Below are 25,055 nucleotides of genomic sequence, written 5' to 3'. Positions count from 1 at the left end.
CCTCCACAGCGCCGGGTTCATACTCGCACTGCTGTTCGCCGCCGCGTGCTCCACCCCGCTCGCCGGCATGCCCACCGCCGATGCCCCTGCAACAACGCCCGCAGTCGCGGTCGACATGGCGACCTTCGACTTCTGCACCGCCCTCACATCGGAGCAGGCCGAAGAACTTGATGTGGCCGGCCCCCGCCCTACTGCCACAGAGTCAGGGAGCCGGGAGTGCCTGTGGACCCACTTCCTGTCCGAACCGATCAGCGCCTACATCGTGTCCGGCAGCGCCGACACAGGCATAGAGGACATACGGACCGATGAGCCTTGGTTCATGGTCGGCCGCTACCGGCCGTGGTCGGAATGGGGACGCTGGCTCCGCACGAGACCTCGTGCGCGATCTTCATCGACATCCGGCCCGGTCAGGTCCTTCAGGTCGCTTACGACTACAGCGGCAACCAGCCCATGACCCACGAGCAGGCCTGCGAGAAGGCCCGGCCGGTCGCCGCGATGGTCGTCGAGAACCTCGACCGCGGCACCTGACCGGCCGGGCCCCGCGGTCAGCAGCCGACGAGCTTCGCAGCCAGGTAGGCCTCGACCTGGTCGATCGAGATCCGCTCCTGGGCCATGCTGTCGCGCTCGCGCACGGTGACGGCGTTGTCGGTGAGGGTGTCGAAGTCGACCGTCACGCAGAACGGGGTGCCGATCTCGTCCTGGCGGCGGTAGCGGCGGCCGATGGCGCCGGCGTCGTCGAACTCGACGTTCCAGTTCTTGCGGAGGTCCGCGGCCAGCTCCCGGGCCTTCGGCGACAGCTCCGCGTTGCGCGAGAGCGGCAGCACGGCGACCTTGACCGGGGCGAGGCGCCGGTCGAGGTGCAGCACGACGCGGGTGTCGAGCCCGCCCTTGGCGTTGGGCACCTGCTCCTCGCCGTAGGCCTCGATGAGGAACGCCATCATCGAGCGGCCCACGCCGGCGGCCGGTTCGATGACGAACGGTCGGTAGCGGGTCTCGGTGGCCTGGTCGAAGTACGACAGGTCCACGCCGGAGTGGTTGGTGTGGGCGGTGAGGTCGAAGTCGGTGCGGTTGGCGATGCCCTCCAGCTCACCCCACTCCTGGCCGATGAAGCCGAAGCGGTACTCGATGTCGACGGTGCGCTTCGAGTAGTGGGACAGCTTCTCCTTCGGGTGCTCGTAGTGGCGCAGGTTGTCCCGGGAGATGCCCAGGTCGACGTACCAGCGGGTGCGCTCGTCGATCCAGTACTGGTGCAGCTCCTCGTCGCTGCCGGGCTCGACGAAGTACTCCATCTCCATCTGCTCGAACTCGCGGGTGCGGAAGATGAAGTTGCCCGGCGTGATCTCGTTGCGGAAGCTCTTGCCGATCTGCCCGATGCCGAACGGGGGCTTGCGCCGCGAGGTCGTCAGGACGTTGAGGAAGTTGATGAAGATGCCCTGCGCGGTCTCGGGGCGCAGGTAGTGCAGGCCCTCCTCGGACTTCACCGGGCCGAGGTAGGTCTCGAGCATCATGTTGAAGTCCTGCGGCGGGGTGTACTTGCCGCGGGTGCCGCAGTTCGGGCAGGGCACGTCGGACAGGTCGTCCTCGCTCGCCGGCTTGCCGCTGCGGGCGCTGTACTCCTCGGCGATCTGGTCGGCGCGGAAGCGCTTGTGGCAGGACAGGCACTCGACGAGCGGGTCGTTGAACGTGCCGACGTGGCCGGACGCGACCCAGACCTGGCGGGGCAGGATCACCGAGCTGTCGAGGCCGACGACGTCCTCGCGCCCGATGACCATGGCCTTCCACCACTGGCGCTTGACGTTCTCCTTGAGCTCGACGCCGAGGGGTCCGTAGTCCCACGCGGACCGGGTGCCGCCGTAGATCTCTCCCGACGCGAAGACGAACCCGCGCCGCTTGGCGAGCGCGACGATTTTCTCGATCTTGCCGGAAGTTGGCTTGCTGGCCACGTGGAACGCTCCAGGACTGCAGGTACTAGGGAAGACGTACAGGGCAGAGATGCACAGACTAGCGACCGCCTCGCGACGCCCTGCGGCCGCCGCCCCCAATGTTCAGGCTTGACTTATATAAGCAATGGCTTCTAGTCTTCCGCCGTGCACGCGTTCGACGTGCTCGGCGACCCGGTCCGCCGTCGCATCCTGGAGCTGCTCGGCGACAGCGAGCTCACCGCTGGGGCGGTGGCGGCAGCGATCACGGCCGAGTTCGGGATCTCCCAGCCCGCCGTCTCCCAGCACCTGAAGGTGCTGCGGGAGAACGGGTTCGCGCGCGTGCAGGCCGACGGCACCCGGCGCATCTACTCCGTCGAGCCCGAGGCCCTGCGGGAGGTCGACGCCTGGCTCGACCGCTTCCGCCGCTTCTGGACACCCCACCTCGACGCGCTGGCGACCGAGATCGCCCGTGGCAAGCGAGAACGGAGACGAGATGACTGAATCCACCACCGTCACGGGCGGGGTGAGCGGCGTCCGCCGCACGATCGGCACCCGCACGCTGGAGGCGGGCGAGGCGAAGGTCGCCACGATCACCCGGGTCTACCCCACCACGGTCGACGACCTGTGGGACGCCTGCACCAACCCGGAGCGGTTGCCCCGCTGGTTCCTCCCCGTGACCGGCGACCTGCAGGTGGGCGGCCGATACCAGCTGGAGGGGCAGGCGGGCGGCACGATCGAGCGCTGCGATCCGCCGCGCTCGTTCGCCGCCACCTGGGAGTTCGGCGGGGAGGTGAGTTGGATCGAGGTCACGCTCGCCGCGGCGGGCGACGGGACCCGGTTCACCCTGGAGCACGTCGCCCACGTCGACGACGAGCGGTGGCTGGAGTACGGGCCGGGCGCGGTCGGCGTCGGCTGGGACCTCGCTCTGCACGGCCTCGCCCAGCACGTCGCCACCGGGGAGGCGGTCGATCCGGCCGCCGCGCAGGCGTGGGCGGGGTCGCCGGAGGGGAAGGCGTTCATCGCGGCCGCGAGCGCGGGCTGGGCGGAGGCGTCGATCGCCGCCGGCACGCCCGCCGACGCCGCCCGCGCGGCCGGCGCCCGCGCCACGGCCTTCTACACGGGCGAACCCGCCTGACGTGAGGCTCTGCTCAGGGCCGCGGCGAGTCCCGCGCTTCGTCGGGTGAGTCCCGCGCTCGGCCCCGCGACTCGCGCGTCCCTACTCCGCCAGCAGGCTCCGGTGCTCCGTGCTCACCCCCGCGTCAGCGGTCACGCGGGTCTCGAACGTGGCCGGCTCGTCGGCCATCGCCTCGGCCAGCAGCGGGACGACGTGCTCCCGCACGGGGAACGGGTTCAGCGCCCGCCGGTACGCGTCGACGGAGGCGAACCGGACGACGAGGGTCCAGCGCTGCGGATCCTCGATCGCCCGCCCCAGGTCACCACCCAGGCACCCCGGTTGCTCGGTGAGCAGCTCGAGCGCCCGCCGCGCCCGGTCGCGGAAGGAGTCGGCGGCGTCGGGGGCGACGGCGAAGCGGCACACGAGCAGCATCGGCCGAGTATCTCCTCAGGCACGCCTACCATGGACGTGCGGCCCCACGGGCACGACCACACCGGAGGCGTGGCCGCCGCTCCGGGAGACGGGATGGACCGATGTCGATCGTCGCGGGCGCTGAACGGGACGAGCAGCACGACGAGCAGCACGCCGCCGTCCGTCCCCCCGCCGCCCCGGCCCCGGTCCGCACCTCAGCCACGCTCGTCGCCGCCGGGGATCTGCTGCGCGCGCTCGCGGCTCCGGTCCGGATCGCGATCGTCCTGCAGCTGCTGGAGTCCAGCCGCTGCGTCCACGACCTGGTCGACGCGCTCGGCGTCACCCAGCCGCTGATCAGCCAGCACCTGCGCGTGTTGAAGTCCGCGGGCGTGGTCCGCGGGGACCGGCGCGGCCGAGAGGTCGTGTACTCGCTGGTCGACGACCACCTCGCGCACATCGTCGTCGACGCGATCGAGCACGTGGAGGAGGGATGACCGCGGCGCGCGCCCAGCGGTCCACCAGGCAGCGGGCCGCGGTGTCGGCGATGCTCGACACCCTGTCGGACTTCCGCTCCGCCCAGGAGATCCACGAGGCGCTCCGCCGCAGCGGCGACCCCATCGGGCTGACCACCGTCTACCGCGCCCTGCAGAGCCTCGTCGACGCCGGCGAGGTCGACGTGCTGCGCACCGGTACCGGCGAGGCGGTGTACCGCCGCTGCGCCTCCGTCGAGCACCACCACCACCTCGTGTGCAGGAAGTGCGGGCACACCGTGGAGATCGACGGGCCGGCCGTGGAGACGTGGGCGCAGAAGGTGGCCGAGCAGCACGGGTTCTCCGACCTCAGCCACACCGCCGAGATCTTCGGGCTGTGCCGCGACTGCACCTCCGGTGCGGCCGCCTCCGACGCAGCGTCTCACAACGACACATCGGGAGCGGCCGACCGGCGGTAACGTGCGCGCCCGACGCAAGGAGGCGCCGCTGTGGCCGAGACCGACACGCGACCGAGCACGGTCCGCCGGATGGAGAGCGACGACGCGGCCGGGCTGGCCGCCCTCGCCGCCGTCTTCGAGGACCTGCAGTACGTCCTGCGCTGCTGTGAGCACCTCGTCACCGCGCTCGGCGGCCCGGACACCGGGCCGCTGCAGGTGCAGCGCGACGACGCCCTGATCGAGGCGCTGTGGACCGGCGCGCTCGTCGGCTACGCCCGCTGCTTCTCGCCCCGCGCCGAGGTGCTCACCACGGCCGACCTGGCTGAGCTGCAGCTCGAGGGCGATCTCGAGCAGTTCCACGCCGCGTTCCTCACGCTGCGCGACCACTACGCGTCGCGGCACGTCAACCCGCGCGAGTCCGTCACGATCGGGGTGGCGCAGTCCAACTCCGGGCACCCGAACGGCGTCGCGATCGTGGCCACCCCGAACCCGCCCGTCGAGGAGAACGCGGTGCGGCTGCTGGGTCGGATCTGCTACGCCCTGTCCGGGCTGGTGGACGCGCGCATGCAGGCGGCGCAGAACGACGTGCTCGGCGCGGCGAGCCGGATGACGCCCGCGCAGTTGGCCGCGCTGCCGCTGGTGCACCTGTCCGCCGACACCGGCAGCTGACCCGCCTCAGCCGACCGCGTGCGCGCAGGCGGCGGCGAGCAGCTCGCGCCAGGGTTGGGCGCCATCGGCGGGGCGGGGGACGGCCACCCACTCGCGCGCCGCGGCGCGGCCCATCCGCACCTCGCGGGCCGCGCCGGACGCCAGCAGCTGCTGCGCACGCCCCTCCGGCAGCCGCACCACCAGCTCTCCCCCGCGCCCGATGAACGCCACGAGCGCGCCGTCGCGGCGCACCCCGGAGCTGCCGAACAGCGGCGCCCGCTCGATCCCGGGCATCCCGGCGGTCACCTCGGCGACCAGTTCGTCGAGCAGCTCCTGCCCGGCGGCGCGCCCGGGTCTCACGGCAGGTCGGTGAGCTGCGCCCGCATCGTGGAGGCGTTGCTCACCACCAGCATCAGCAGCGTGCCCATCGCCTTCTCGTCCAGGCCCGCGGCGGGGAACGCGTAGCGCAGGGTGACGTCCCACCCGGCTTCGCCGCGGATGACCCGCGGGGTGCCGAACAGGCTCTCCCCGGCGCCCATCGCGACCCGGGTGGGCACGTCGATCTCCGGGTCGAGGTCCCACGCCACCACGCACGTGAGGTTGAGGACGGGCAGCCCCTCCTCCAGCTCCATCCCCTGCACGACGCACGGCACGCCGCGGTGAGCGAAGGTCAGCGCGCCGTCCTCGTCGACGGTGACGTCGTGGTAGCGCTCCAGCGCCGCCCGGGCGACGTCGAGCATGTCCGAGATCGTGGTCACGACACGACCCCCGGCATGTCCTTCGCGGCGCCGAAGCGGCGGTTGCGGCGGGCGTAGATCTCGATCGCCTCCCAGATGTGGCGCCGGTCGAAGTCGGGGAAGAGGGTGTCGAGGAAGACCATCTCGGCGTACGCCGACTGCCACAGCAGGAAGTTCGAGGTCCGCTGCTCGCCGGAGCTGCGCACGAACAGGTCCACGTCGGGCATGTCGGGCTCGTCGAGGTGCCGGGCGATCGTCCGCTCGTCGATCTTGTCCGGCCGCAGCCGCCCCTCAGCGACCAGCTTCGCGATCGAGCGCACGGCGTCGGTGATCTCGGCGCGGCCGCCGTAGTTGACGCACATGGTCAGCGTGAGCCGGTCGTTGTCGCGGGTCAGCTCCTCGGCGCGCTCCAGCTCGCGGATCACGCTGCGCCACAGCCGCGGCCGCCGGCCCGCCCAGCGCACCCGCACACCGCGGGCGTTCAGCTCGTCGACCCGGCGGCGGATCACGTCGCGGTTGAAGCCCATGAGGAAGCGGACCTCCTCGGGGCTGCGCTTCCAGTTCTCCGTGGAGAACGCGTACGCCGACAGCCACTTCACCCCGATGTCGAGGCACCCCCACGTGACGTCCATCAACGACGCCTCGCCGCGCTTGTGGCCCTCGATGCGAGGCAGCCCGCGCGCGTTCGCCCAGCGCCCGTTCCCGTCCATGACCAGCGCGATGTGGTTCGGCACCGCCTCCGGCGGAATGGCCGGTGGACGGGCGCCCGACGGGTGGGGAGGCGGGGGCTCGTACGGTGGTGGCACGCCCGGAACCCTACGTCGGCCCGGCCCCGCTCCGGCCTCAGGCCCGCGGCGCCGCCGGCCGCCGCTCGACCAGCGGCAACGACCGCAGCTGCCGCTCCATGTGCCACTGCAGGTGCGCCGCCACCAGCCCGCTGGCGTCGCGGCGGACGGCGGGCGGGGCGGCGTCGGCGATCTCCCAGTCGCCGTGCAGCAGGGCGTCAAGCAGGGCGAACGTCTCCCGCGACGGCAGCACCGACCCGGGCGGCCGGCACACCGAGCACACCGCGCCCCCGGCTGCGACGTTGAACGCTGCGTGCGGGCCCGGGGCGGCGCAGCGCGCGCAGTCGTGGATGGCCGGGGCCCACCCGGCGTGGCTCATCGCGCGCAGCAAGAACGCGTCGAGCACGAGCGACGCGTCGCGCTCCCCGCCGGCCAGCGCCCGCAGCGCCCCGACGAGCAGCAGGTACACGCGCAGCGCTGGTTCACCCTCCTCGGCGACGATCCGGTCGGCGGTCTCGAGGATCGCGCACCCGGCGGTGTAGCGGCCGTAGTCGCCGATGATCCCCGCGCCGAACGCGTCGACGGTCTGCGCCTGGGTGACGACGTCGAGCGAGCGGCCGGTGTAGCACTGCACGTCGACGTGGTTGAACGGCTCCAGCCGCGCACCCCACCGGGACCGGGTTCGGCGCACCCCCTTCGCGACCGCGCGGACCTTGCCGTGCCGGCTGGTCAGCAGAGTGATGATCCGGTCGGCCTCGCCGAGCTTCTGCACCCGCAGCACGACGCCGGTGTCGCGGTAGAGCACCACCCTCGACCCACCCGCCTCCTGCGTCGGATTCTTCCCCGGGACGCACCAGCCTACGTCGGGTCTCCCCCTACGATCGGGTCCGACACCCGTACCTCACGAGGGGGCGAGCCCACATGCCGCAGGACCGGCCGGACGAGGACCCGACGGCGTTGTTCCGTCCCGATCCAACGGGCACCGAGCCGCCGGCCGCGGACCCGGTGTCGCTGTCGAAGAGCTCCGATCCCACGGGGTTCGGCGAGGAGCCGACCACCCACGTCCCGGCGCCCCCGCAGAGCCAGAGCCCCTACGGCTCGTCCTACGCCCCCGGCGGCACCCAGCAGCCCGGGACGTACCAGCAGCCCGGGCAGTACGGACAGTACGGGCAGCAGCAGTACGGCCAGCAGCAGTACGGGCAGCAGGCCTACGGCCAGCCCGGCTACGACGCGGCCAACCCCTACGGGCAGTACAGCCAGCAGCAGTACGGCCAGCAGGCCTACGGCCAGCCCGACCCGTACGGCAACCCGTACGCTCAGCAGGGCTACGGCCAGCCCGCGTACGCGCCCCCGTCGACGAACACGATGGCGATCCTCGCGCTGGTGATGGCGTTCGTGTTCTGCCCGCTGGGCATCGTGTTCGGGATCATCGCCCGCAACCAGATCAAGCGCACCGGCGAGGGCGGCGACGGGCTGGCGCTGGCCGGCATCATCATCGGCGGTATCTTCACCGCGATCCTGGTGATCTACCTCGTCTTCATCATCGTCTTCATCAGCGCGGCGATCGGTGCGGCAGGGGTATGAGCGGTCCGTCCGACGCCGAGCGCTGCCGCACCCTGATGGCGGCCGCCCGCACCGGCACGCTGTCGACGATCGGGCCGGACGGCTACCCGTTCGGCTCCGTCGTCGCGCCCGCCGTCGACGAGCGGGGCAGGCCGTTGCTGCTGCTGTCCGACCTGGCGGTGCACACGCACAACCTGAAGGCCGATCCGCGTGCGTCGCTGATGGTCACCGAGCCCGGTGAGGGCGATCCGCTGGACCTGGGCCGGGTCACGGTGATCGGCCCGGTCGCCGAGGTGCCGGAGCCGGAGCGGGCCGACGCGCTCGCGATATACCAGCAGGTGCACCCGGGCGGGCTGGGCACCGACCACGGCTTCCGCATCTACCGGCTCGACGTCCGGTCGGTGCGGTTCGTGGGCGGGTTCGCGCGCATGAGCTGGGTCGACGCCGATGCGTACGCCGCGGCCGAGCCGGACCCGCTGGTGCCGCACGTCGCCGGCGTCGTCGACCACATGAACGACGACCACGCCGACGCGCTCGTGCTGTACTGCCGGGTCTTCGGCGACCGGCCGGCCACGACGTCCGCCCGCATGACCGGCATCGACCGCTACGGCTTCGACGTGCTCGCCCGCGACGAGCCCGACGGACCCGAGCACCACGTGCGGCTGGCGTTCCCCGAGCAGGTCACCACCCCCACCGAGGCGCGCACGGCGCTGGTGGCGATGGTCCAGGAGGCGCGGCAGCGGGCCTGACCCGCTGACTCAGAAGCCCAGCTTGCGCAGCTGCTTCGGGTCGCGCTGCCAGTCCTTCGACACCGTGACGTGCAGGTCGAGGTAGATCTTGGTGCCGAGCAGCTTCTCGATCTGCCGGCGGGCGTCGGAACCCACCTGGCGCAGCCGAGCCCCGCCCTTGCCGATCACGATGCCCTTCTGGCTGTCCCGCTCCACGTGGATGGTGGCGTGGACGTCGAGCATGCCGTCCGTGCGGCCCGGCCGGGGGATCATCTCGTCGATCGTGACGGCGATGGAGTGCGGCAGCTCGTCGCGCACACCCTCCAGCGCGGCCTCCCGGATGAGCTCGGCGACCAGCGTCTCCTCCGGTTCGTCGGTCAGCTCCCCGTGCGGGTAGAGCGGCGGGCCCTCCGGCAGCCGGCTGACGAGCAGATCGGCCAGCACGTCGGTCTGGAACCCGTCCACAGCCGAGCACGGCACGACTTCGGCGAACTCGATGATCTTGTTGTCGGCCAGTTGGGTGAGCCGCTCGGCGATCTGCTCCGGGCGGGCGAGGTCGGTCTTGGTGACGATCCCGATCACCGGGGTGCGTCCGGCGACCCGGCGCAGCTCCCGCATGATGAACTCATCGCCGCGGCCCACCGGCACGTCCGCGGGCACGCAGAAGCCGATCACGTCGACCTCAGCCCACGTGTCGCGGACGATGTCGTTCAGCCGCGCCCCGAGCAGCGTGCGCGGTTTGTGCAGGCCCGGGGTGTCGACGATGATCAGCTGCGCGTCCGGGCGGTGCAGGATGCCGCGGATCGCGTGCCGCGTGGTCTGCGGCCTGCTGGACGTGATCGCGATCTTCTCGCCGACCAGCGCGTTGGTCAGCGTCGACTTGCCGGCGTTGGGCCGGCCGACGAAGCAGGCGAATCCCGAGCGGAAGCCCTCGGGTACCTCGGGGAACGTCACGCCGCACCCACCGGGGCCAGTACGTCACCGGTGAGCCGGTGCAGGATCTCCCGCCCGATCGGCAGCGCGGCCGTGGCCGCCGGTGAGGGCGCGTTGAGCACGTGCAGCACGGGCCCGTCGGAGAGCAGCAGGAAATCGTCGACGAGCGTGCCGTCCGCCCGCACCGCCTGGGCGCGCACGCCCGCGCCCGCCGGGGAGAGGTCCTCGGCCCGCACATCGGGCAGCATCCGCTGGATCTGACGGGCCATCGCCGACCGCGAGAGCGACCGGTGCATCTCGCCGAAGCCGTAGCGCCAGTGCTTGCGCGCGATCTGCAGCATGCCCGGGTACGCGATCGTCGACAGGAACTCGCGGACGTCGACGGTGGTCCACGAGTAGCCCTCCCTGGCCAGCGCCACCACCGCGTTGGGGCCGGCGTGGACGTGCCCGTCGACGCCGCGGGTGGCGTGCACGCCCAAGAACGGGAACGCCGGGTCGGGCACCGGGTAGATCAGGCCCTTGACCAGCTCGGCGGCCCGGTCGGAGAAGCCGGAGTACTCGCCGCGGAACGGCACGATCCGCATGCCCGGCTCGAGGCCCGAGGAGCGGGCCAGCTCGTCGCAGTGCAGCCCGGCGCAGACGACGACGCGGGAGCCGAGGAGATCGCCGGAGCGGGTGCGCACGACGACGTCGCGGCGGCGGCGCAGCACCTTCTCCACCGGCCGGCCCAGGAAGACGTCTCCCCCGGCCTGCTGCACCAGCTCGCCGAGCTTCTCCGCGATGAGCCGGAAATCGGTGATGCCGGTGGACGGCACCCACAGGGCGGCGATGCCGCGCACGTGCGGCTCGTGGACGCGCATGCCGGCCTGGTCGAGCTCATGCACCTCCACACCGTTGGCGGCGCCGCGACGGGCCAGCTCGGCCAGCCGCGGCAGCTCCTCCGGTTCGGTGGCGACCACCAGCTTGCCGGTCTCGGCGAACGGCAGGTCGTGCGCGCGGGCGAACTGCTTGGTCTCCGCGCAGCCGGCGACCGCGAGCCGCGCCTTCAACCCGCCGGGTGCGTAGTACAGCCCGGAGTGGATGACGTTGGAGTTGTTGCCGGTCTGGTGTGCGGCCAGGCGCGGCTCGCGCTCCACGACCGCCACGCTGCGGCCGGTGCGGATCGCGGCCCACGCGGTGGCGAGCCCGACGATGCCGCCACCGACCACGACGACGTCGTAGTGCGGGGTCGGCGTCACGAGGCCTCCTGCGCGCGGTGGTCGGAGTTGCCGGTCATCGCTCTCCTCGTGGCGCGCTCCGGCGCGCCGTGCTCGTCGTCCTGGTGGTCTTCTCCGGGCTGCGGTCGGGCGATCGGCTCGACCAGCACCGAGGTGATGCGGACCCGGCCCCGCGGGTCCTTCCCGCCCTCCGCGGTGAGCCGCAGCCCGGCGACCTCGGTGGTCGCGCCGGGCAGCGGCACCTTGCCCAGCCGCTGGCCCAGCAGGCCGCCCACGGTGTCGACGTCGATCCCGGCCAGCAGCTCGGCGAGCGGGCTCGGGCCGCCGTCGGGTGGCGGGTACAGCTCGTCGAGGTCCTCGACCGGCAGCCGGGCCGACACCCGCCGGACCCCGTTGCCGAGCTCCTGCACGTCGGGGACCTGGTCGATGTCGTACTCGTCGGTGATCTCGCCGACGATCTCCTCGAGGATGTCCTCGATCGTGACGACCCCCGCGGTGCCGCCGTACTCGTCGACGACGATCGCCATGTGGTTGCGAGCGGCCTGCATCTCCTTGAGCAGCTCGTCGGCGCGCTTGGAGTCGGGCACGAACATCGGCGGCCGCATCACCTCGACCAGCGGGGTGCCCGGGCGCTCGGCCTGGGCCTGGACGAGGTCCTTGAGGTAGGCGACCCCGATGATGTCGTCGATCGACTCACCCAGCACCGGGATGCGCGAGTAGCCGCTGCGCAGGGCCAGCTTCACGACCTTCTCGATCGGGGTGTCGTGCTCCACCCAGATGACGTCCGGGCGGGGCACCATCACCTCCCGGACGAGGGTGTCGCCCAGCTCGAACACCGAGTGGATCATCTGCCGCTCGTCCTCGTCGACGACGCCGCTGGTGCTGGCCAGGTCGACCAGCTCGCGCAGCTCGACCTCGGAGGAGAACGGGCCCTGCCGGAAGCCCTGGCCGGGGGTGATCGCGTTGCCGACGACGATCAGCAGCCGGGCGAGCGGCCCGAGCAGCGTGGCCAGCGCGCCGATCGGCGCCGCCATCAGCATCCCGATCCGGTACGGGTGCTGGCGGCCGAGGGTGCGCGGGCCCACGCCGATCAGCACGTACGAGACCACGACCATGATCGCGCCGGCGGTGAGCGCACCCACCCACACCGCGTCGAAGGTCATGACCAGGCCGACGGTGAGCAGCACCGTCGCGGCGGTCTCCGCGATCAGCCGCAGCAGCAGGAGCAGGTTCACGTGTCGCGGCCGGTCGGCGACGATCCGGGCGAGCGCCCGCGCCCCGGGACGGCCGGACTTCACCAGCGCGTCGACCCGGGCCCGGGAGACGGTGTTGAGCGCCGCGTCCGCCATGGCGAACAGCCCCGCGAGCGGTACCAGCAGCACCGCGACGACGATCATGGGGACGGCGGCGGGGGGCATCGGCCGGCGGTCAGTCGTCGTCCAGGCCGACGGTGCCGAGCACCTTGGAGTCCTTGCGCCGCTGCTTCTCGGCGAGGGCGGCCCGCTCGCGGGCGTCCAGCCAGCGGATGAGCAGCTGGTTCTGGAGCGCGAACATCTCGCGCTCCTCCTCGGGTTCGGCGTGGTCGTGGCCGAGCAGGTGCAGGATCCCGTGCACGGTCAGCATGTGCAGCTCGTCGGAGAGCGAGTGCCCGGCAGCGCGGGCGTTGCGCTTGGCGAACTGCGGGCACAGCACGATGTCGCCGAGCAGCGCCGGGCCCACGTCGGGCGCGTCCGGTCGGCGGGACTCCTCGGCCAGGTCGTCCATCGGGAAGGCCATCACGTCGGTGGGGCCCGGTAGGTCCATCCAGCGCTCGTGCAGCTCGGCCATCGCCTCCTCGGTGACGAGGAGGATCGACAGCTCCGCGGCCGGGCTGACCTGCATCGCGTCCAGAGCGAAGCGCGCGACGGAGGCGATCAGCGATTCGTCGACGCTGATGCCGGACTCGTTGCAGACCTCGATGGACACGCGTCGAGGATAGTCGCGCTCGGCGGAGCTCCGTGCTGCGGTGCTCGTCGGCGACTGCGCGGCGGGGCCGGAGAGGTTCAGAGGGGTTCGGTGAGGTAGCGCTGCAGCGTGTCGCCGTAGATCCCGGCGAGCACAGCCCGGTCGGTCGTGCGCAGCGCGGGCAGCCCGACCACCTCACGGGCCACGATCAGCCCGACCACCTGCGAGGCGCAGAGCGCAGCCCGCAGCTCGGCGCGGTCGACGTCCAGCGCGGCGGTGATGCGGTTCAGCACGGCCGCGGTGAGGAACTCGCGCAGCATCGTCGCCGCCGACTCGTGCGCGGTGGCGGAGCGGATGAGCGCCAGCACCGGGTTCGCCGGCGCAGTCTCGTCGAGGACCTGGAGCAGGCGGGCGGCCAGCCGCCTGCCCACCCCGTCGACGCCCGGGGCGAGCATCTCCTCGACCACCGCGCCCGGATCGAGCGGCAGCGCCATGGCCTGGGCGAACAGCTGCTCCTTCGTGCCGAAGAAGTAGTGCACCAGCGCCGGGTCCACCCCGGCGTCGGCGGCGACGCCCCGGATCGTGGTGGCGCGGAACCCGAGCTCGGTGAACCGCTTGGCAGCCGCAGCGAGGATCTTCCCCCGGTTGCCCGCGTCGGCGCCCCGGCGGCCGGGACGCCGACGCGCAGTGCTCATGGTCCCACGGTAGCCAAGATTTCAGCAGCCGTAGAGTTCTGCTGGCCGTTAGGTTGCTTACGTGGTGACCAGCAACTGGGCCGGCAACGTCCGCTACTCCGCGCGGGCCGTCCACCACCCCCGATCGATCGCCGAGCTGCAGGAGCTGGTGGCGGGTAGCGAACGGGTCCGCGCCGTCGGCACCGGGCACTCGTTCAACCGCATCGCCGACACCGAGGGCGATCTCGTCTCGGTGGCCGGGCTGCCCGCGCGGATCGAGATCGACGAGGCGCAGGGCTGCGTGACCGTCGGGGCCGGGATGCGGTTCGGCGAGGTCGTGGGACCGCTCGACGCTGCCGGTCTCGCGCTGGCGAACATGGGCTCACTGCCGCACATCTCGGTGGCCGGGGCGTGCTCGACGGGCACGCACGGCTCCGGGGACGCCAATCGGGTGCTCGGGGCGTACGCCCGCGCGATCGAGGTCGTCGGCGCCGACGGCGCGCTGCGGACGGTCCGCCGCGGCGAGCCCGACTTCCCGGGCTCGGTGATCGCCCTGGGCGCGCTCGGTGTGGTCACGGCGGTGACGCTGGACGTAGTGCCGGCGTTCGGGGTCCGGCAGTGGGTGCACGAGGGCCTGACCGACCTCGACGCGGTCGACGCGGCGCTCTCCGCCGCGTACAGCGTCAGCGCGTTCACCCACTGGGCGGGCGCCGGGTTCGAGCAGGTGTGGCTCAAGGTGCGCGACGGCGACCCGGTGCCGGAGCCGGGATGGCTCGGCACCACACCCGCCGATGGCCCCCGGCACATGGTGCGCGGGGTGGATCCGCGGCACTGCACCCCGCAGCGGGGCGAGCCGGGGCCGTGGCACGCGCGCCTGCCGCACTTCCGGCTCGAGTTCACCCCCAGCACGGGCGACGAGCTGCAGTCGGAGTGGTTCCTGCCCCGCGAACTGGCCGGGGCGGGACTGCGCGCGCTCGACGCCGTCAGGGAGACGATCGCTCCCGTCCTGCAGGTCTGCGAGGTCCGCTCGATCGCCGCGGACGACACGTGGCTCTCTCCCGCCGCCGGGCGCGACACCGTCGCCTTCCACTTCACGTGGGACGACAGTCCCGCCGTCGAGCCCGTCGTCGCGGCCGTCGACGCAGCGCTGGAGCCGCTCGGAGCGCGGCCGCACTGGGCGAAGCTGTCCGCGCTGGCACCGGCCGTGGTGCGGGAGCGCTGGCCCGAGTTCGGGCGGTGGGCCGAGCTGGTGGGGCGGCACGACCCGGCGGGCACGTTCCGCAACGCGTACCTGGCGGCGCTGCTCGACTGAGTTCTCCCGGCCCCGCCGAACCCACGGACGGCACTTCCGTGAGCACCGGTGCTCACGGAAGTGCCGTCCGTCGAAGAACGGGCCGGCGCCGCCGCCTCCTGGATCACCTCACCGCTGCCGGGCGCAGGTGACGTCCCCCTCCGGCAGCTGCAGGTCGACCAGGTACCGCACGGCGATCTCGTCCGCGCAGGCGTTCGCCTTCTGCAGCACCACCGTGTGGCTGTCGTGCTCGACGGAGACCAGCCGGGCGCCCATCTGGCGGGCCAGCGCGACGCCGTCCTCGTACGGGGTGGCCGGGTCGCCGGTGGAGGACACCACGATCGTGGGCGGCAAGCCGGGCGCCACGACCGGGCCCGCCTTCGACGTCGGCGGGACCGGCCAGAACGCGCACAGCTCCCGGGCCGCGCTGGGTCCGAACCCGGCGTCGGTGAACGGGGCGAGCCGCAGGGACTCGGCACTGATCAGCAGCGCGGTCTCCGGGTCGGTCACCGGCTCCGAGTCCACGCAGTTGATCGCCTGGAACGCCTCCAGCAGGTTGGAGTAGTCCCCCTTCGGGTCGCGCTCGTAGTAGATGTCGGCCAGGCGCAGCAGGTTCGTGCCCCTGCCCTGCTCCACCTGCGCGATCCCCTGGGCGAGGAACCCCCACGCCGCCTCGCTGTAGAGGGCGGCGAACACGCCGGTCATGGCGTCGGTGTAGCCGAGGACGCGGCCGGGCTCCGCGGGCACCGGCTCGTCGATGAGGGGGCGGAGGATCTCCTGCAGCCGCGCGGACGCCTTCGCCGGATCGGACCCGAGCGGGCAGCCGGACTGCTCCGCGCAGGCGGCGGCGAAGTTGTCGAACGTCCGCTGGAAGCCGCGCGACTGGGTCACCCGCGACTCGACCGGCCCGAGGGACGGGTCGATGGCCCCGTCCAGGACGAGGGCGCGCACGTCGGCCGGGAACTGGGCGGCGTACTCGGCGCCGATGCGGGTGCCGTACGAGTAGCCGACGTAGGTCAGGCGATCGTCGCCGAGCACGCGGTGGGCGATGTGCAGGTCGCGGGCGACGTCGCGGGTGCCGACGTTGGCGAGGACGTCGAGCCCGACCCGGTCGGCGCAGCGCCTGGCGAACTCCCGGTTCTCCGCCTCCGTCTGCGCTACGCCCTCCGGTGACGGGTCGAGGTCCAGATCGGCGCGTTCGGCGTCGATCTCGGCCGTGGTGGAGCAGTCGATCGTCGGGGTGCTCTTCCCCACCCCGCGCGGATCGAATCCAACCAGGTCGAACCGCTGCGCGACGGCGGTGTCGCGCACGCCGTCGGCGAAGCGGGGCAGGAACTCGACGCCGGACCCGCCCGGTCCGCCCGGGTCGGTGAACACGGTGCCGATGCGGCGGGCCGGATCGGTCGCCTTCACCCGCATCATCGCGATCTTCGCCTGGCGGCCGTCCGGGTGCGCGTAGTCCAGCGGCACGGTCAGGAACGTGCAGTCGAACCGGGGATCGGCGAAGGTGACCCGATCCTCGTCCGTGTCAGCAAGCGGCGTGCACGAACCCCAGTTCAGACGCTGGGTGTAGTACGGGGCGAGCGCCGGGTCGCCGGTGGCGGCAGCAGCCACCGGCCGGACCGTGGCCGGCGCCGGTGCCGCGCCGACGGCGAGGATGGACAGGCTCGCGCACAGCGCCCGCCAGAAGATCCGCACGGGAGCGATCCTGCCCGCGGGACCGCGGCGGGCGCACCGGGCTCGCCGCGGCACCCCACGAACGGCCGCGCGCTCGTACCCCCTCGGATGACCGGCTCAGCGGCGACCGCGACGGCGGCGCAGGTCCTGCGGCGGGCCGTTGCGCGGGGCCGCCGACCGCAGCTCGGCGCGGCGGCCGGCCTCGTCGTAGCGGGCGTAGGCGTCGACGATGTCGGCGACGAGCCGGTGGCGCACCACGTCGGCGGAGGACAGCTCCGCGAAGTGGACGTCCTCGATGCCGAAGAGGATGTCGCGCACGACCGCGAGCCCGGACTGGGCGCCGTCTGGCAGGTCGACCTGCGTGATGTCGCCGGTGACGACGATCTTCGAGCCGAACCCGAGCCGGGTGAGGAACATCTTCATCTGCTCGGGCGTGGTGTTCTGCGCCTCGTCGAGGATGATGAAGGCGTCGTTCAGCGTGCGCCCGCGCATGTACGCCAGCGGCGCGACCTCGATCGTCCCGGCCGCGATGAGCTTCGGGATCGTCTCGGGCTCGAGCATGTCGTGCAGCGCGTCGTACAGCGGCCGCAGGTACGGGTCGATCTTCTCGTAGAGGGTGCCCGGCAGGTACCCGAGCCGCTCACCGGCCTCGACGGCCGGCCGGGTCAGGATGATCCGGTTGATCATCTTGGCCTGCAGCGCCTGCACGGCCTTCGCCATGCCCAGGTAGGTCTTGCCGGTGCCCGCAGGACCGATGCCGAAGACGATCGTGTGCGCGTCGATCGCGTCGACGTAGCGCTTCTGGTTGAGGGTCTTCGGCCGGATCGTCTTGCCGCGGCGCGAGAGGATGTCGAGGGACAGCACCTCGGCGGGGGACTCCCCGAGGCGCTCGCGCTCGTCGGCGTCGCCGTCGGCGAGCATCTCGACGGTGCGGCGCACCGCGTCGACCGACACGAGCTGGCCCCGCTCGGCGATCGTCACGAGCTCGGTGAACACCCGCTCCGCGAACGCGACGTCGCCGGGGCGGCCGGTGAAGGTGATCTCGTTACCGCGGACGTGCACGTCGGCGTCGAGGAGCTCCTCGGCAGCGCGCAGGCTCTCGTCTCGCGAGCCCAGCAGCGCGAGCAGAGCGGCATCCGGAACGGCCATGCGGGACTGGACAGAATCCGGTTGGGTCAAGGGTTGTGCCGCCTGCTTTCACTCCGGGTTTCGATGACGGGCCGATGGTACCGCCGGACACCGACCCGGCGCCCGCGCAATTCCGTCGCAGGATGAGTCACTTGATGAGGCGCTGCACGTCGCGGAACCGCGGATGAGCGCTGTCGCGCAGCCATTCGAAGAGCACCATCTCGGTGGAGACGACCTCGACGCCGTGCCGCTGCATCCGCTCCAGCGCGAGCGCCATGTCCGCGGGCTTGCGCGAGCCCACCGCGTCCGCGACCACCACGACCCGGTGCCGGGCGGCGACGAGGCCCACCACGGTCTGCAGCACGCACACGTGCGCCTCCGCACCGGCCACGACGATCTCCGACGTGCGCGGCGGGAGGAGCGTGGCGAAGCCGGGATCGGCGGTGGCGGCGAACGCGGTCTTGCTCAGCACGAGCTGCGGGTGCTCGGCCAGCTCGGGGACGGTCGGGCCGAGCCCCTGCGGGTACTGCTCGGTGGCGCAGCACGGCACGTCGAGCAGCCGGGCGGCTTCCGCGAGCCGCACGGCGTTGGCGACCACGTCCGCGCCTCCGTGGATCGCCGGGACGAGGCGCTGCTGCAGGTCGATCAGCAGGAGGGCGGCGCCGGCGGTGGAGAGCAGCACGGACGGAGAGTAGCTCAGCCGAGCAGGCGCTCCGCGGCGTCGCGGCAGGCCCGCCACGCATCGGTCGCCGGGTCGATGACGGCGAAGTGGTCGACGCCGGGCAGGCGGACCAGCTCGGCACCGGCCGCCGCGGCGAACCGCTCGCTCTGCCGGATCGGCACCCGGTCGTCCGCCGTGCCGTGCACGCACACCACGGGCGTCTCGAACGGGACCCGCTCGATCGGGGAGCCGAGGGCGTAGCGCTGCGGGACCTCGTCGGGGCCGCCGCCCAGGAACGCCTGGATCGCGCCCGCACCGAGGCCCTGCCGCGCGCCGTCGTCCAGGTCGAGCACCCCGGCCTGGCTGACCGCGCCGAGCAGCACGACGGCGGGTGCGGCCCCCGGCGCGCCGTCGGGCAGCCCGGGCCGGGCGGCCAGCCACGCAGCCAGGTGGCCGCCCGCCGAGTGCCCCACCGCGACCACCCGGGTGGGATCGATCCGGCCGCTCGCGGCCTCGGCGACCGGACCGGCCAGCGCATCGACCGCGACGGCGACGTCCTCGAAGGTGGCCGGCCAACCGCCCGCGTCGGCCCCGGGACCGCCGACGCGGCGGTACTCGACGTTCCACACCGCCCAGCCGCGGCGCACGAGGTCGGCCGCGAGCGGGCGGCCGAGCTCCAGGCCGTAGGCGGCGCGCCAGAACCCGCCGTGGACCACGACGACCGTGCCGGGAACGGGTGCGTCGCCGGGCGGGAGCGAGAGCTCCCCGAAGCGGCAGGCGCCGTCGCCGTACGTGATCCGCCGAATGGTCGGGACCGCAGCTGCGCCACCGGGCATACCCGGATCCTCGCAGGGACACCACGGAGGGTGTTCGTGGCGGGAGTGCGCCACGTCGCGGTGGGCGTGGGGGGACGGCCACCGCGACGTGGCTGGAACCACCGGACGAGGGGGACTCCCCGGTGGCCCTGCGGACTCGGTCCGCAGCCCTCATCCCGGCCCTGTGCTGGGCGGGAACGTCTAGACAGTACCGACCCCGCCGCACGACGGCAGCGAAGGTCACCCGGATGCCGAACCGGGTGCGGCGGGACGGGGGACCATTCAGCGGCACGTGCAGCTGCACGGTCGGCTACCGACCGTAATAGTCAGTGTTCAAACTACGACAAAACCGCACTACACGAAGCCATCCGTCGTTCAGCTGCCGTTCACGCAGCGGATACCTGCCGGTCAGGTCGGGTAACGAAGATCACGTCCACCTGCGGGTGCGGACGCCCAACGCGCCGAGCGCCACCGCGGCCGCCGTCGAGGCCCGCAGGACCTCCGGGCCGAGCCGCACCGGGCGGGCCCCAGCCGTCGCGAGGACAGCCAGCTCGTCGTCGGTGATGCCGCCCTCCGGGCCCACGACGAGCAGCAGATCGCCCGCTTCGGGCAGGTCGACGTCGGTGATGCCGGTGTTCGCCGCCTCGTGCAGGACGAGGGTCGCCGCAGCCGCGGCGACGTGTTCGGCGAGGGTGGCCGTCGACACCGGCTCGGCGACCGGCGGGATCCACGGCCTGCGGGCCTGCTTCGCCGCCTCGCGCACCGTCGTCCGCCAGCGGGCGAGCGCCTTGGCGCCGCGCGGGCCGTCGTCCCAGCGGGCGATGCAGCGGGCCGCGCGCCACGGCACGACGGCGTCGACCCCGGCCTCGGTGGCCATCTCCACCGCCAGCTCGCCGCGGTCGCCCTTCACCAGGGCCTGGGCGAGCACGACCCGCGGGGCGGGCGGATCGACGCGCGCGCGGGACAGGACGCGCAGATCGAGGCTGTCCCGCCCGGCCGCCGCCACGACCGCGCGGACCACTCCCCCGCGCCCGTCGGACAGCTGCAGCTCCTCCCCGGCCCGCAGCCGGCGCACGGCGGCCGCGTGCCGGCCCTCTGGCCCGTCCAGCACGGCGTGCTCGCCCGCGGGGAGCTCGTCGACGAGGAACAGCGGTGCGGTCGTCACGGCCGAATCCTCCCCGCCCGGGGCGTGTGGCCGGGCGCCACCCCGCGAGTCGCGCATTCGGCCGCGCGACTCGCCGCCGCCCGACGACCCACCCGGGCCGCCGCCCGTCCCCGGCTGGCCGGCCGAGCCGGACCGATCCAGATCAGCGACCGAAGCCGCGCAGCCGCGAGAAGAGGCCGTGCCCGTTGCGGCTCGAGTCCGCGGCGAGGTTCGGCTGGTCCTCGCCGCGCAGGGCGGCGAGCTGGCGCAGCAGCTCGGTCTGCTTCGCGTCGAGCTTCGTCGGCACGACGACCTCGATGTGCACCACCAGGTCGCCGTAGCCGTCGATGCGTCCGCTCGACCGCAGCCGGGGCATGCCCTTGCCGCGCAGGGTGCGCACAGTGCCGTGCTGGGTGCCGGGTTCGACGTGCAGCTCCTCGACGCCGTCCAGCGTCGGCAGCGGCAGGGTGGCGCCGAGCGCGGCCGCGGTCATCGGCAGCGCGACGGTGCAGTGCAGGTCGGCGCCGTCTCGGGTGAAGAGCTCGTGCGGCTCCTCCTCGACCTCGACGTACAGGTCGCCCGCGGGCCCACCGCCGGCCCCGACCTCGCCCTGGCCGGCCAGCCGCACCCGCATGCCGTCGGCCACACCGGCCGGGATCCGCACGGTGACGGTGCGGCGCTGACGCACCCGCCCGTCGCCGGCGCACTTGCGGCACGGCTCCTCGATGACCTCGCCGAACCCGCGGCACTTCGGGCAGGGGCGAGAGGTGACGACCTGGCCGAGGAACGAGCGCTGCACGCTCTGCACCTCACCGCTGCCGTGGCAGATGTCGCAGGTGATCGTCGAGGTGCCGGGCGCGCAGCCGGACCCTGTGCACTCGGAGCACAGGACGGCGGTGTCGACCTGCAGATCCCGGGTGACGCCGCTGGCGCACTCCTCCAGGGTCAGCCGCAGGCGGATCAGCGCGTCGGCGCCGGGCTGCACCCGGCTGCGCGGCCCGCGACCGCGACCGGCCCCGGTGGTGCCGAAGAAGGCGTCCATGATGTCGCCGAACCCGAACGCGCTGAACGGGTCCTGCGCACCGGCGCTCGCGGCACCGCTGGCCATCGGGTCGCCGCCGAGGTCGACGATGCGGCGCTTCTCGGGGTCGGAGAGGACCTCGTAGGCGGTGTTGACCTCGCGGAAGCGTTCCTGAGCGTCCGGATCGGGGTTGACGTCGGGGTGCAGCTCGCGGGCGAGCCGCCGGTACGCCCGCTTGATCTCATCGGGTCCGGCATCCCGGGAGACCCCCAGGATCGCGTAGTAGTCCCGTGCCACGTGCGTGTTCCCCATGATCCTTCTCGCTCGCTCCGCTGATCGGACGCGATGTCAGTGCCCGGCCAGGATCTCACCCACGTAACGAGCGACCGCATGGACCGCCGCGATCGAACCCGGGTAGTCCATCCGCGTGGGACCCACGACCCCCATTCCGCCGACCACGGTGCCGGGCCCGTAGCCGATCGAGATGACGGAGGTGCTCCGCAGATCCTCCGCCTCGTTCTCCTCGCCGATGCGGACCGTCACGTTTCCGGTGTCCTGCGCAGAGGCTAACAACTTGAGGATCACGACTTGTTCCTCGAGGGCCTCCAGCACCTGGCGCAGCGAGCCGGGGAAGTCGCTGGCGCTGCGGGTCAGGTTGCTGGTGCCACCGAGCACCAGACGCTCCTCGGGGTGCTCCACGAGCGTCTCGATGAGCACGGTCGACACCGACGTGAGGACCTTGCGCAGGTGCGGCGGGCACTGGTTGGGCAGCTCGGCGACCTCGGCGGACGCCGCGGCGAGCTGCCGCCCGGTCAGTGCCTTGTTGACGAGCGTGCGGATCTGTGCCACGTCGTCGTCGGTGAGCACCTCACCCAGGTCGACGATGCGCTGGTCGACCCGCCCGCTGTCGGTGATCAGCACCAGCATCAGCCGCGCCGGGGTCAGCGCGACCACCTCGCAGTGCCGCACGGTCGAGCGGGTCAGCGTCGGGTACTGCACGACGGCGACCTGACGGGTCAGCTGAGCCAGCAGGCGCACGCTGCGGCGGAGCACGTCGTCGAGGTCGACGGCCCCCTCGAGGAAGCTCTGCACGGCTCGGCGTTCCGCTGCCGACAGCGGCTTGATCTGCGCCAACCGGTCGACGAAGACGCGGTATCCCTTGTCGGTGGGGATCCGGCCCGCACTCGTGTGCGGCTGGGCGATGAGCCCTTCGTCCTCCAGCACCGCCATGTCGTTGCGGATGGTGGCGGAGGACACACCGAGGTTGTGCCGGTCGACGATCATCTTCGAGCCCACCGGCTCCTTGGTCGCCACGTAGTCGGCGACGATCGCACGCAGGACGGCGAAGCGGCGTTCCTCGGCGTTCAACCAGCCCTCCCCGGATGTCCTGGACGTATGTCCATATTACGAGCTGCGGAGGGCCGTCAGCCGTCGTGAAGAATGTGATGCGTGCTCATCCGCAGGCCGGTCCTGGACGCCATCGCCGCCGGACGGGTGGCGGTGCCGTTCCGCAGGTGGGCCGCGCACCGGGTCCGGGTGGGCGGTACCCAGCGTACTCCGGTGGGGGGTCCTGGAGTTCACGGCCGTGGAACCGGTGGCGCTGTCCCGGCTCACGGCCGCCGACGCCCGGGCCGCGGGCTACCCGACGGTCGCGGCGCTGCGCGCGGCGAGGGCACGCTCCACCGGATCTCGGTGCGGCTGGCCGGCCCCGATCCGCGGTGGTGCTACGGGTGCGCGCCGACCTCACCGACGAGGAGCTGGCCGAGATCACCGCGCGGCTCGACCGGCTCGGGCCGGGCGTCCCGCCGCGGTCCGTGGACGAAGACGGTGCTGAACCTCATCGCGGAGAACCCGGCGGTCCGCGCCCCGGACCCGGCCGCCCGGCTGGGCAGGAGACGCTGCCCGTCGAGCGCGACGTGCGCGAGCTCGAGGAGCTGGGCCTCACCGAGGGCCTCGAGGTCGGCCACCGGCTCCCCGTGCGGACGGGCGTACCTGGGAGGGGCTGGGACGGGATGAACGGGACCGGGATGAACGGGGACGAGGAGGTTCCCGAGGAGCTGCTGGAGCTGCTCGCGGAAGAAGCGAGCGGGTGGGCGTGCCCCGAGTGCGGCTACCGCGATCCCATCTCCTGCGCACTGACCTGCCCCGGCTGCGACGCCCGTCGCCTGCCGCCGGAACCGCCGGAGTGACGCTCAGGCGGGCACGGCCGTGAGCAGGTCCCGCACGACCGCGTCGGCGAGCAGCCGACCGGCCCGGGTGAGCACCACCGCGTCCGCGTCGCGCACGAGGAGGCCGTCGGCCACGGCGCGGTCGGCCACGGCGCGGGCCGGCTCGTCGAGCAGATCCAGCGGCAACCCCGATGCGAGCCGCAGCCGGAGCATGACCCGCTCGGTGTGGCGCTCCTGGGCGGTCAGCACCTCCCGCCCGGCCTCCGGCGCCTCCCCGGCCGCGAGCATCGCGGCGTAGCGGGCCGGGTGCTTGACGTTCCACCACCGCACACCGGCCAGGTGCGAGTGCGCGCCGGGGCCGAGGCCCCACCAGTCGCCGTCGAGCCAGTAGCCGAGGTTGTGCCGGCAGCGCGCGGCCTCGTCGGCCGCCCAGTTCGACACCTCGTACCAGCGCAGCCCCGCCGCGGCGAGGCGGTCGTCGACGATCTCGTAGCGGCGGGCGGCGACGTCGTCGTCGGGGGCGGGCAGCTCGCCGCGCGCCACCCGCCGGGCCAGCGCCGTGCCCTCCTCGACGATCAACGCGTACGCGGAGACGTGGTCGACGCCCGCGTCGAGGACGGCGTCGAGCGAGGCGCGCAGGTCGTCGTCGGTCTCGCCCGGGGTCGCGTAGATCAGGTCGAGGTTCACGTGCACGAAACCGGCCGCCCGCGCCTCGCGCGCCGCCTCGACCGCCCGGCCGGGGGTGTGTCGGCGGTCCAGCACCGCCAACACGTGCGGCGCCGCGGACTGCATCCCCAGCGACACGCGCGTGAAGCCCGCGTCGGCCAGGCCGGCGAAGAACTCCGGCGACGTCGACTCCGGGTTGGCCTCCGTGGTCACCTCCGCGCCGGCGGCCAGCCCGAACGCGCCGCGGATCGCGTCCAGGACACCGGCCAGGCGCTCCGCCCCGAGCAGCGACGGTGTGCCGCCACCGACGAAGACCGTGTCGACGCGCCGCTCCCCCACCGTCGCGACCGCCCGGTCCAGCTCGCGGCGCACCGCGTCGAACCAGCCGTCCGGCGAGGCGCCGGAGCCGGCCAGCTCGGAGGCGGTGTAGGTGTTGAAGTCGCAGTAGCCGCAGCGCGCCGCGCAGAACGGCACGTGCACGTAGACCCCGAACGGCACCCGCCCACGCTACGCCGCGCGCGGACGCCGGATCAGGCGCCGCATCAGGTGCCGTGTCACGTGCGAGTCGGACGCCGATCCACGCGCACGTCGACGATGGGCCGAACGGGTGATCGCGGACGCCCGGGGGAACCGGCGACGAGGCGGTCGGTGCGGGGTTGACGAGGTGAATCGAACGCCCGGTCCCCGGGCCCGCACATGTGAACCAGCTCCCACCATGTGGACATCCGTGGATCGCTGACCGGACAGATGGCACCCTGAGGCCCATGACGTCGCCGGACACGCTGCTGCTCGTGGCCCGCCGGCACGTCGATCTCCTGCGCGTGAACAGCGCGCTCTGTCTGCACGGCTGACTCTCCGCCGGCCAGTCCTCCCACCACCG

At 73.0% G+C, this 25,055-nt stretch carries 30 protein-coding genes; 11 read left to right on the top strand and 19 right to left on the bottom strand.

The genetic code is table 11. The features are described 5' to 3' along the window. Positions 1-348 precede the first annotated feature (348 nt). On the top strand, positions 349-528 hold the full coding sequence (locus BUE41_RS03305; protein ID WP_073455339.1) for a DUF3558 domain-containing protein: 180 nt from the start codon (positions 349-351) through the stop codon (positions 526-528). Between the two features lie 17 nt (positions 529-545). On the opposite strand, the gene BUE41_RS03300 is transcribed toward BUE41_RS03305, so the two are convergent. After that, positions 546-1,943, bottom strand: coding sequence for a glycine--tRNA ligase (locus BUE41_RS03300; protein WP_073455338.1), 1,398 nt, complete (start codon positions 1,941-1,943; stop codon positions 546-548). Positions 1,944-2,087: 144 nt separating this feature from the next. Here BUE41_RS03300 and BUE41_RS03295 point away from each other — a divergent pair, with 144 nt between their 5' ends. Together BUE41_RS03295 and BUE41_RS03290 are read left to right on the top strand one after the other, a co-directional pair. After that, positions 2,088-2,423, top strand: a complete 336-nt coding sequence (locus BUE41_RS03295) for an ArsR/SmtB family transcription factor (protein WP_073455337.1) — start codon at positions 2,088-2,090, stop codon at positions 2,421-2,423. Beyond that, positions 2,416-3,057 carry an SRPBCC family protein gene (locus tag BUE41_RS03290; RefSeq protein WP_073455336.1) on the top strand — a complete coding sequence of 214 codons (642 nt, stop codon included), beginning with the start codon at positions 2,416-2,418 and terminating at the stop codon, positions 3,055-3,057. Before BUE41_RS03295 ends, BUE41_RS03290 begins: the two co-directional genes overlap by 8 nt. An 81-nt stretch (positions 3,058-3,138) precedes the next feature. On the opposite strand, the gene BUE41_RS03285 is transcribed toward BUE41_RS03290, so the two are convergent. Beyond that, entirely contained in the window at positions 3,139-3,468 is a 330-nt protein-coding gene (locus tag BUE41_RS03285) for an antibiotic biosynthesis monooxygenase family protein (RefSeq protein ID WP_073455335.1), read from the bottom strand. 101 nt (positions 3,469-3,569) lie between these two features. Here BUE41_RS03285 and BUE41_RS03280 point away from each other — a divergent pair, with 101 nt between their 5' ends. Genes BUE41_RS03280 through BUE41_RS03270 form a run of 3 tightly spaced genes read left to right on the top strand, consistent with a single transcriptional unit; the run spans position 3,570 to position 5,044 of the window. Continuing rightward, a complete protein-coding gene (locus BUE41_RS03280; RefSeq protein ID WP_073455334.1) occupies positions 3,570-3,941 on the top strand; it encodes an ArsR/SmtB family transcription factor in 372 nt (123 codons plus the stop codon). Next, a complete protein-coding gene (locus BUE41_RS03275; RefSeq protein ID WP_073455333.1) occupies positions 3,938-4,396 on the top strand; it encodes a Fur family transcriptional regulator in 459 nt (152 codons plus the stop codon). Before BUE41_RS03280 ends, BUE41_RS03275 begins: the two co-directional genes overlap by 4 nt. Before the next feature lie 30 nt (positions 4,397-4,426). Further along, on the top strand, positions 4,427-5,044 hold the full coding sequence (locus BUE41_RS03270; protein ID WP_234996926.1) for a hypothetical protein: 618 nt from the start codon (positions 4,427-4,429) through the stop codon (positions 5,042-5,044). A 6-nt stretch (positions 5,045-5,050) separates the two neighbouring features. On the opposite strand, the gene BUE41_RS03265 is transcribed toward BUE41_RS03270, so the two are convergent. Genes BUE41_RS03265 through recO form a run of 4 tightly spaced genes read right to left on the bottom strand, consistent with a single transcriptional unit; the run spans position 5,051 to position 7,353 of the window. Then, a complete protein-coding gene (locus BUE41_RS03265) occupies positions 5,051-5,383 on the bottom strand; it encodes a hypothetical protein (RefSeq protein ID WP_073455332.1) in 333 nt (110 codons plus the stop codon). After that, positions 5,380-5,763, bottom strand: a complete 384-nt coding sequence (locus BUE41_RS03260; RefSeq protein WP_073455543.1) for a hypothetical protein — start codon at positions 5,761-5,763, stop codon at positions 5,380-5,382. The genes BUE41_RS03265 and BUE41_RS03260 overlap by 4 nt, the downstream gene beginning before the upstream one ends. Positions 5,764-5,777: 14 nt before the next feature. Further along, positions 5,778-6,566, bottom strand: a complete 789-nt coding sequence (locus BUE41_RS03255; protein WP_073455331.1) for an isoprenyl transferase — start codon at positions 6,564-6,566, stop codon at positions 5,778-5,780. 37 nt (positions 6,567-6,603) lie between these two features. Continuing rightward, positions 6,604-7,353: a DNA repair protein RecO gene (gene recO / locus BUE41_RS03250; RefSeq protein ID WP_073455330.1), complete on the bottom strand. Its 750-nt coding sequence runs from the start codon at positions 7,351-7,353 to the stop codon at positions 6,604-6,606. A 113-nt stretch (positions 7,354-7,466) separates the two neighbouring features. Between recO and BUE41_RS31125 the strand changes: the two genes are divergently transcribed. Continuing rightward, positions 7,467-8,129, top strand: coding sequence for a DUF4190 domain-containing protein (locus BUE41_RS31125; RefSeq protein WP_084754299.1), 663 nt, complete (start codon positions 7,467-7,469; stop codon positions 8,127-8,129). Beyond that, positions 8,126-8,857 (top strand): HugZ family pyridoxamine 5'-phosphate oxidase, encoded by a 732-nt coding sequence (locus BUE41_RS03240; protein WP_084754297.1) that lies wholly within the window; start codon positions 8,126-8,128, stop codon positions 8,855-8,857. The genes BUE41_RS31125 and BUE41_RS03240 overlap by 4 nt, the downstream gene beginning before the upstream one ends. 9 nt (positions 8,858-8,866) lie before the next feature. On the opposite strand, the gene era is transcribed toward BUE41_RS03240, so the two are convergent. The 5 genes from era to BUE41_RS03215 form a co-directional block, all read right to left on the bottom strand. Beyond that, the gene (era, locus tag BUE41_RS03235) at positions 8,867-9,790 is read right to left on the bottom strand and encodes a GTPase Era (RefSeq protein ID WP_073455329.1); all 924 of its coding nucleotides are present in this window, start codon (positions 9,788-9,790) and stop codon (positions 8,867-8,869) included. Next, positions 9,787-11,007 carry an L-2-hydroxyglutarate oxidase gene (gene lhgO, locus BUE41_RS03230; protein WP_073455328.1) on the bottom strand — a complete coding sequence of 407 codons (1,221 nt, stop codon included), beginning with the start codon at positions 11,005-11,007 and terminating at the stop codon, positions 9,787-9,789. Before lhgO ends, era begins: the two co-directional genes overlap by 4 nt. After that, positions 11,004-12,404 carry a hemolysin family protein gene (locus tag BUE41_RS03225; RefSeq protein ID WP_084754294.1) on the bottom strand — a complete coding sequence of 467 codons (1,401 nt, stop codon included), beginning with the start codon at positions 12,402-12,404 and terminating at the stop codon, positions 11,004-11,006. Before BUE41_RS03225 ends, lhgO begins: the two co-directional genes overlap by 4 nt. Positions 12,405-12,414: 10 nt before the next feature. Continuing rightward, positions 12,415-12,951, bottom strand: coding sequence for an rRNA maturation RNase YbeY (gene ybeY / locus BUE41_RS03220; protein WP_073455327.1), 537 nt, complete (start codon positions 12,949-12,951; stop codon positions 12,415-12,417). 77 nt (positions 12,952-13,028) lie between these two features. Continuing rightward, positions 13,029-13,625 (bottom strand): TetR/AcrR family transcriptional regulator, encoded by a 597-nt coding sequence (locus BUE41_RS03215; protein WP_073455326.1) that lies wholly within the window; start codon positions 13,623-13,625, stop codon positions 13,029-13,031. Positions 13,626-13,686: 61 nt separating this feature from the next. On the opposite strand from BUE41_RS03215, the gene BUE41_RS03210 reads away from it, so the two are divergent. Beyond that, positions 13,687-14,916 (top strand): FAD-binding protein, encoded by a 1,230-nt coding sequence (locus BUE41_RS03210; RefSeq protein WP_073455325.1) that lies wholly within the window; start codon positions 13,687-13,689, stop codon positions 14,914-14,916. 108 nt (positions 14,917-15,024) lie between these two features. On the opposite strand, the gene BUE41_RS03205 is transcribed toward BUE41_RS03210, so the two are convergent. The 7 genes from BUE41_RS03205 to hrcA all read right to left on the bottom strand — a co-directional run bounded on the left by BUE41_RS03205 (position 15,025) and on the right by hrcA (position 22,709). Further along, positions 15,025-16,593, bottom strand: a complete 1,569-nt coding sequence (locus BUE41_RS03205; RefSeq protein WP_143171943.1) for an alpha/beta hydrolase — start codon at positions 16,591-16,593, stop codon at positions 15,025-15,027. Between the two features lie 96 nt (positions 16,594-16,689). Next, on the bottom strand, positions 16,690-17,721 hold the full coding sequence (locus BUE41_RS03200; RefSeq protein WP_084754292.1) for a PhoH family protein: 1,032 nt from the start codon (positions 17,719-17,721) through the stop codon (positions 16,690-16,692). A gap of 127 nt (positions 17,722-17,848) precedes the next feature. Continuing rightward, positions 17,849-18,382, bottom strand: coding sequence for an isochorismatase family protein (locus BUE41_RS03195; protein ID WP_073455539.1), 534 nt, complete (start codon positions 18,380-18,382; stop codon positions 17,849-17,851). A gap of 14 nt (positions 18,383-18,396) precedes the next feature. After that, positions 18,397-19,197: an alpha/beta hydrolase family protein gene (locus BUE41_RS03190; protein ID WP_073455324.1), complete on the bottom strand. Its 801-nt coding sequence runs from the start codon at positions 19,195-19,197 to the stop codon at positions 18,397-18,399. 406 nt (positions 19,198-19,603) lie between these two features. Beyond that, positions 19,604-20,341, bottom strand: coding sequence for a 16S rRNA (uracil(1498)-N(3))-methyltransferase (locus BUE41_RS03185; RefSeq protein ID WP_073455323.1), 738 nt, complete (start codon positions 20,339-20,341; stop codon positions 19,604-19,606). 142 nt (positions 20,342-20,483) lie between these two features. Next, on the bottom strand, positions 20,484-21,638 hold the full coding sequence (gene dnaJ / locus BUE41_RS03180) for a molecular chaperone DnaJ (protein WP_073455538.1): 1,155 nt from the start codon (positions 21,636-21,638) through the stop codon (positions 20,484-20,486). 51 nt (positions 21,639-21,689) lie between these two features. Next, on the bottom strand, positions 21,690-22,709 hold the full coding sequence (gene hrcA, locus BUE41_RS03175) for a heat-inducible transcriptional repressor HrcA (RefSeq protein ID WP_073455322.1): 1,020 nt from the start codon (positions 22,707-22,709) through the stop codon (positions 21,690-21,692). 362 nt (positions 22,710-23,071) lie between these two features. On the opposite strand from hrcA, the gene BUE41_RS31120 reads away from it, so the two are divergent. Next, positions 23,072-23,530: a hypothetical protein gene (locus BUE41_RS31120; RefSeq protein WP_200803743.1), complete on the top strand. Its 459-nt coding sequence runs from the start codon at positions 23,072-23,074 to the stop codon at positions 23,528-23,530. Positions 23,531-23,533: 3 nt separating this feature from the next. Here the strand turns inward: BUE41_RS31120 and hemW are convergent, their stop codons facing one another. After that, on the bottom strand, positions 23,534-24,673 hold the full coding sequence (hemW, locus tag BUE41_RS03165) for a radical SAM family heme chaperone HemW (protein ID WP_073455320.1): 1,140 nt from the start codon (positions 24,671-24,673) through the stop codon (positions 23,534-23,536). A gap of 266 nt (positions 24,674-24,939) precedes the next feature. Here hemW and BUE41_RS32810 point away from each other — a divergent pair, with 266 nt between their 5' ends. After that, a complete protein-coding gene (locus BUE41_RS32810) occupies positions 24,940-25,026 on the top strand; it encodes a putative leader peptide (RefSeq protein WP_407691646.1) in 87 nt (28 codons plus the stop codon). The last annotated feature ends 29 nt before the right edge of the window (positions 25,027-25,055 follow it).

It is taken from the genome of Pseudonocardia thermophila (assembly GCF_900142365.1).
Taxonomy (GTDB): Bacteria; Actinomycetota; Actinomycetes; order Mycobacteriales; family Pseudonocardiaceae; genus Pseudonocardia; species Pseudonocardia thermophila.
The sequence above is the reverse complement of the archived record's forward strand: the minus strand, read 5'-3'. Positions and strand labels throughout refer to the sequence as shown.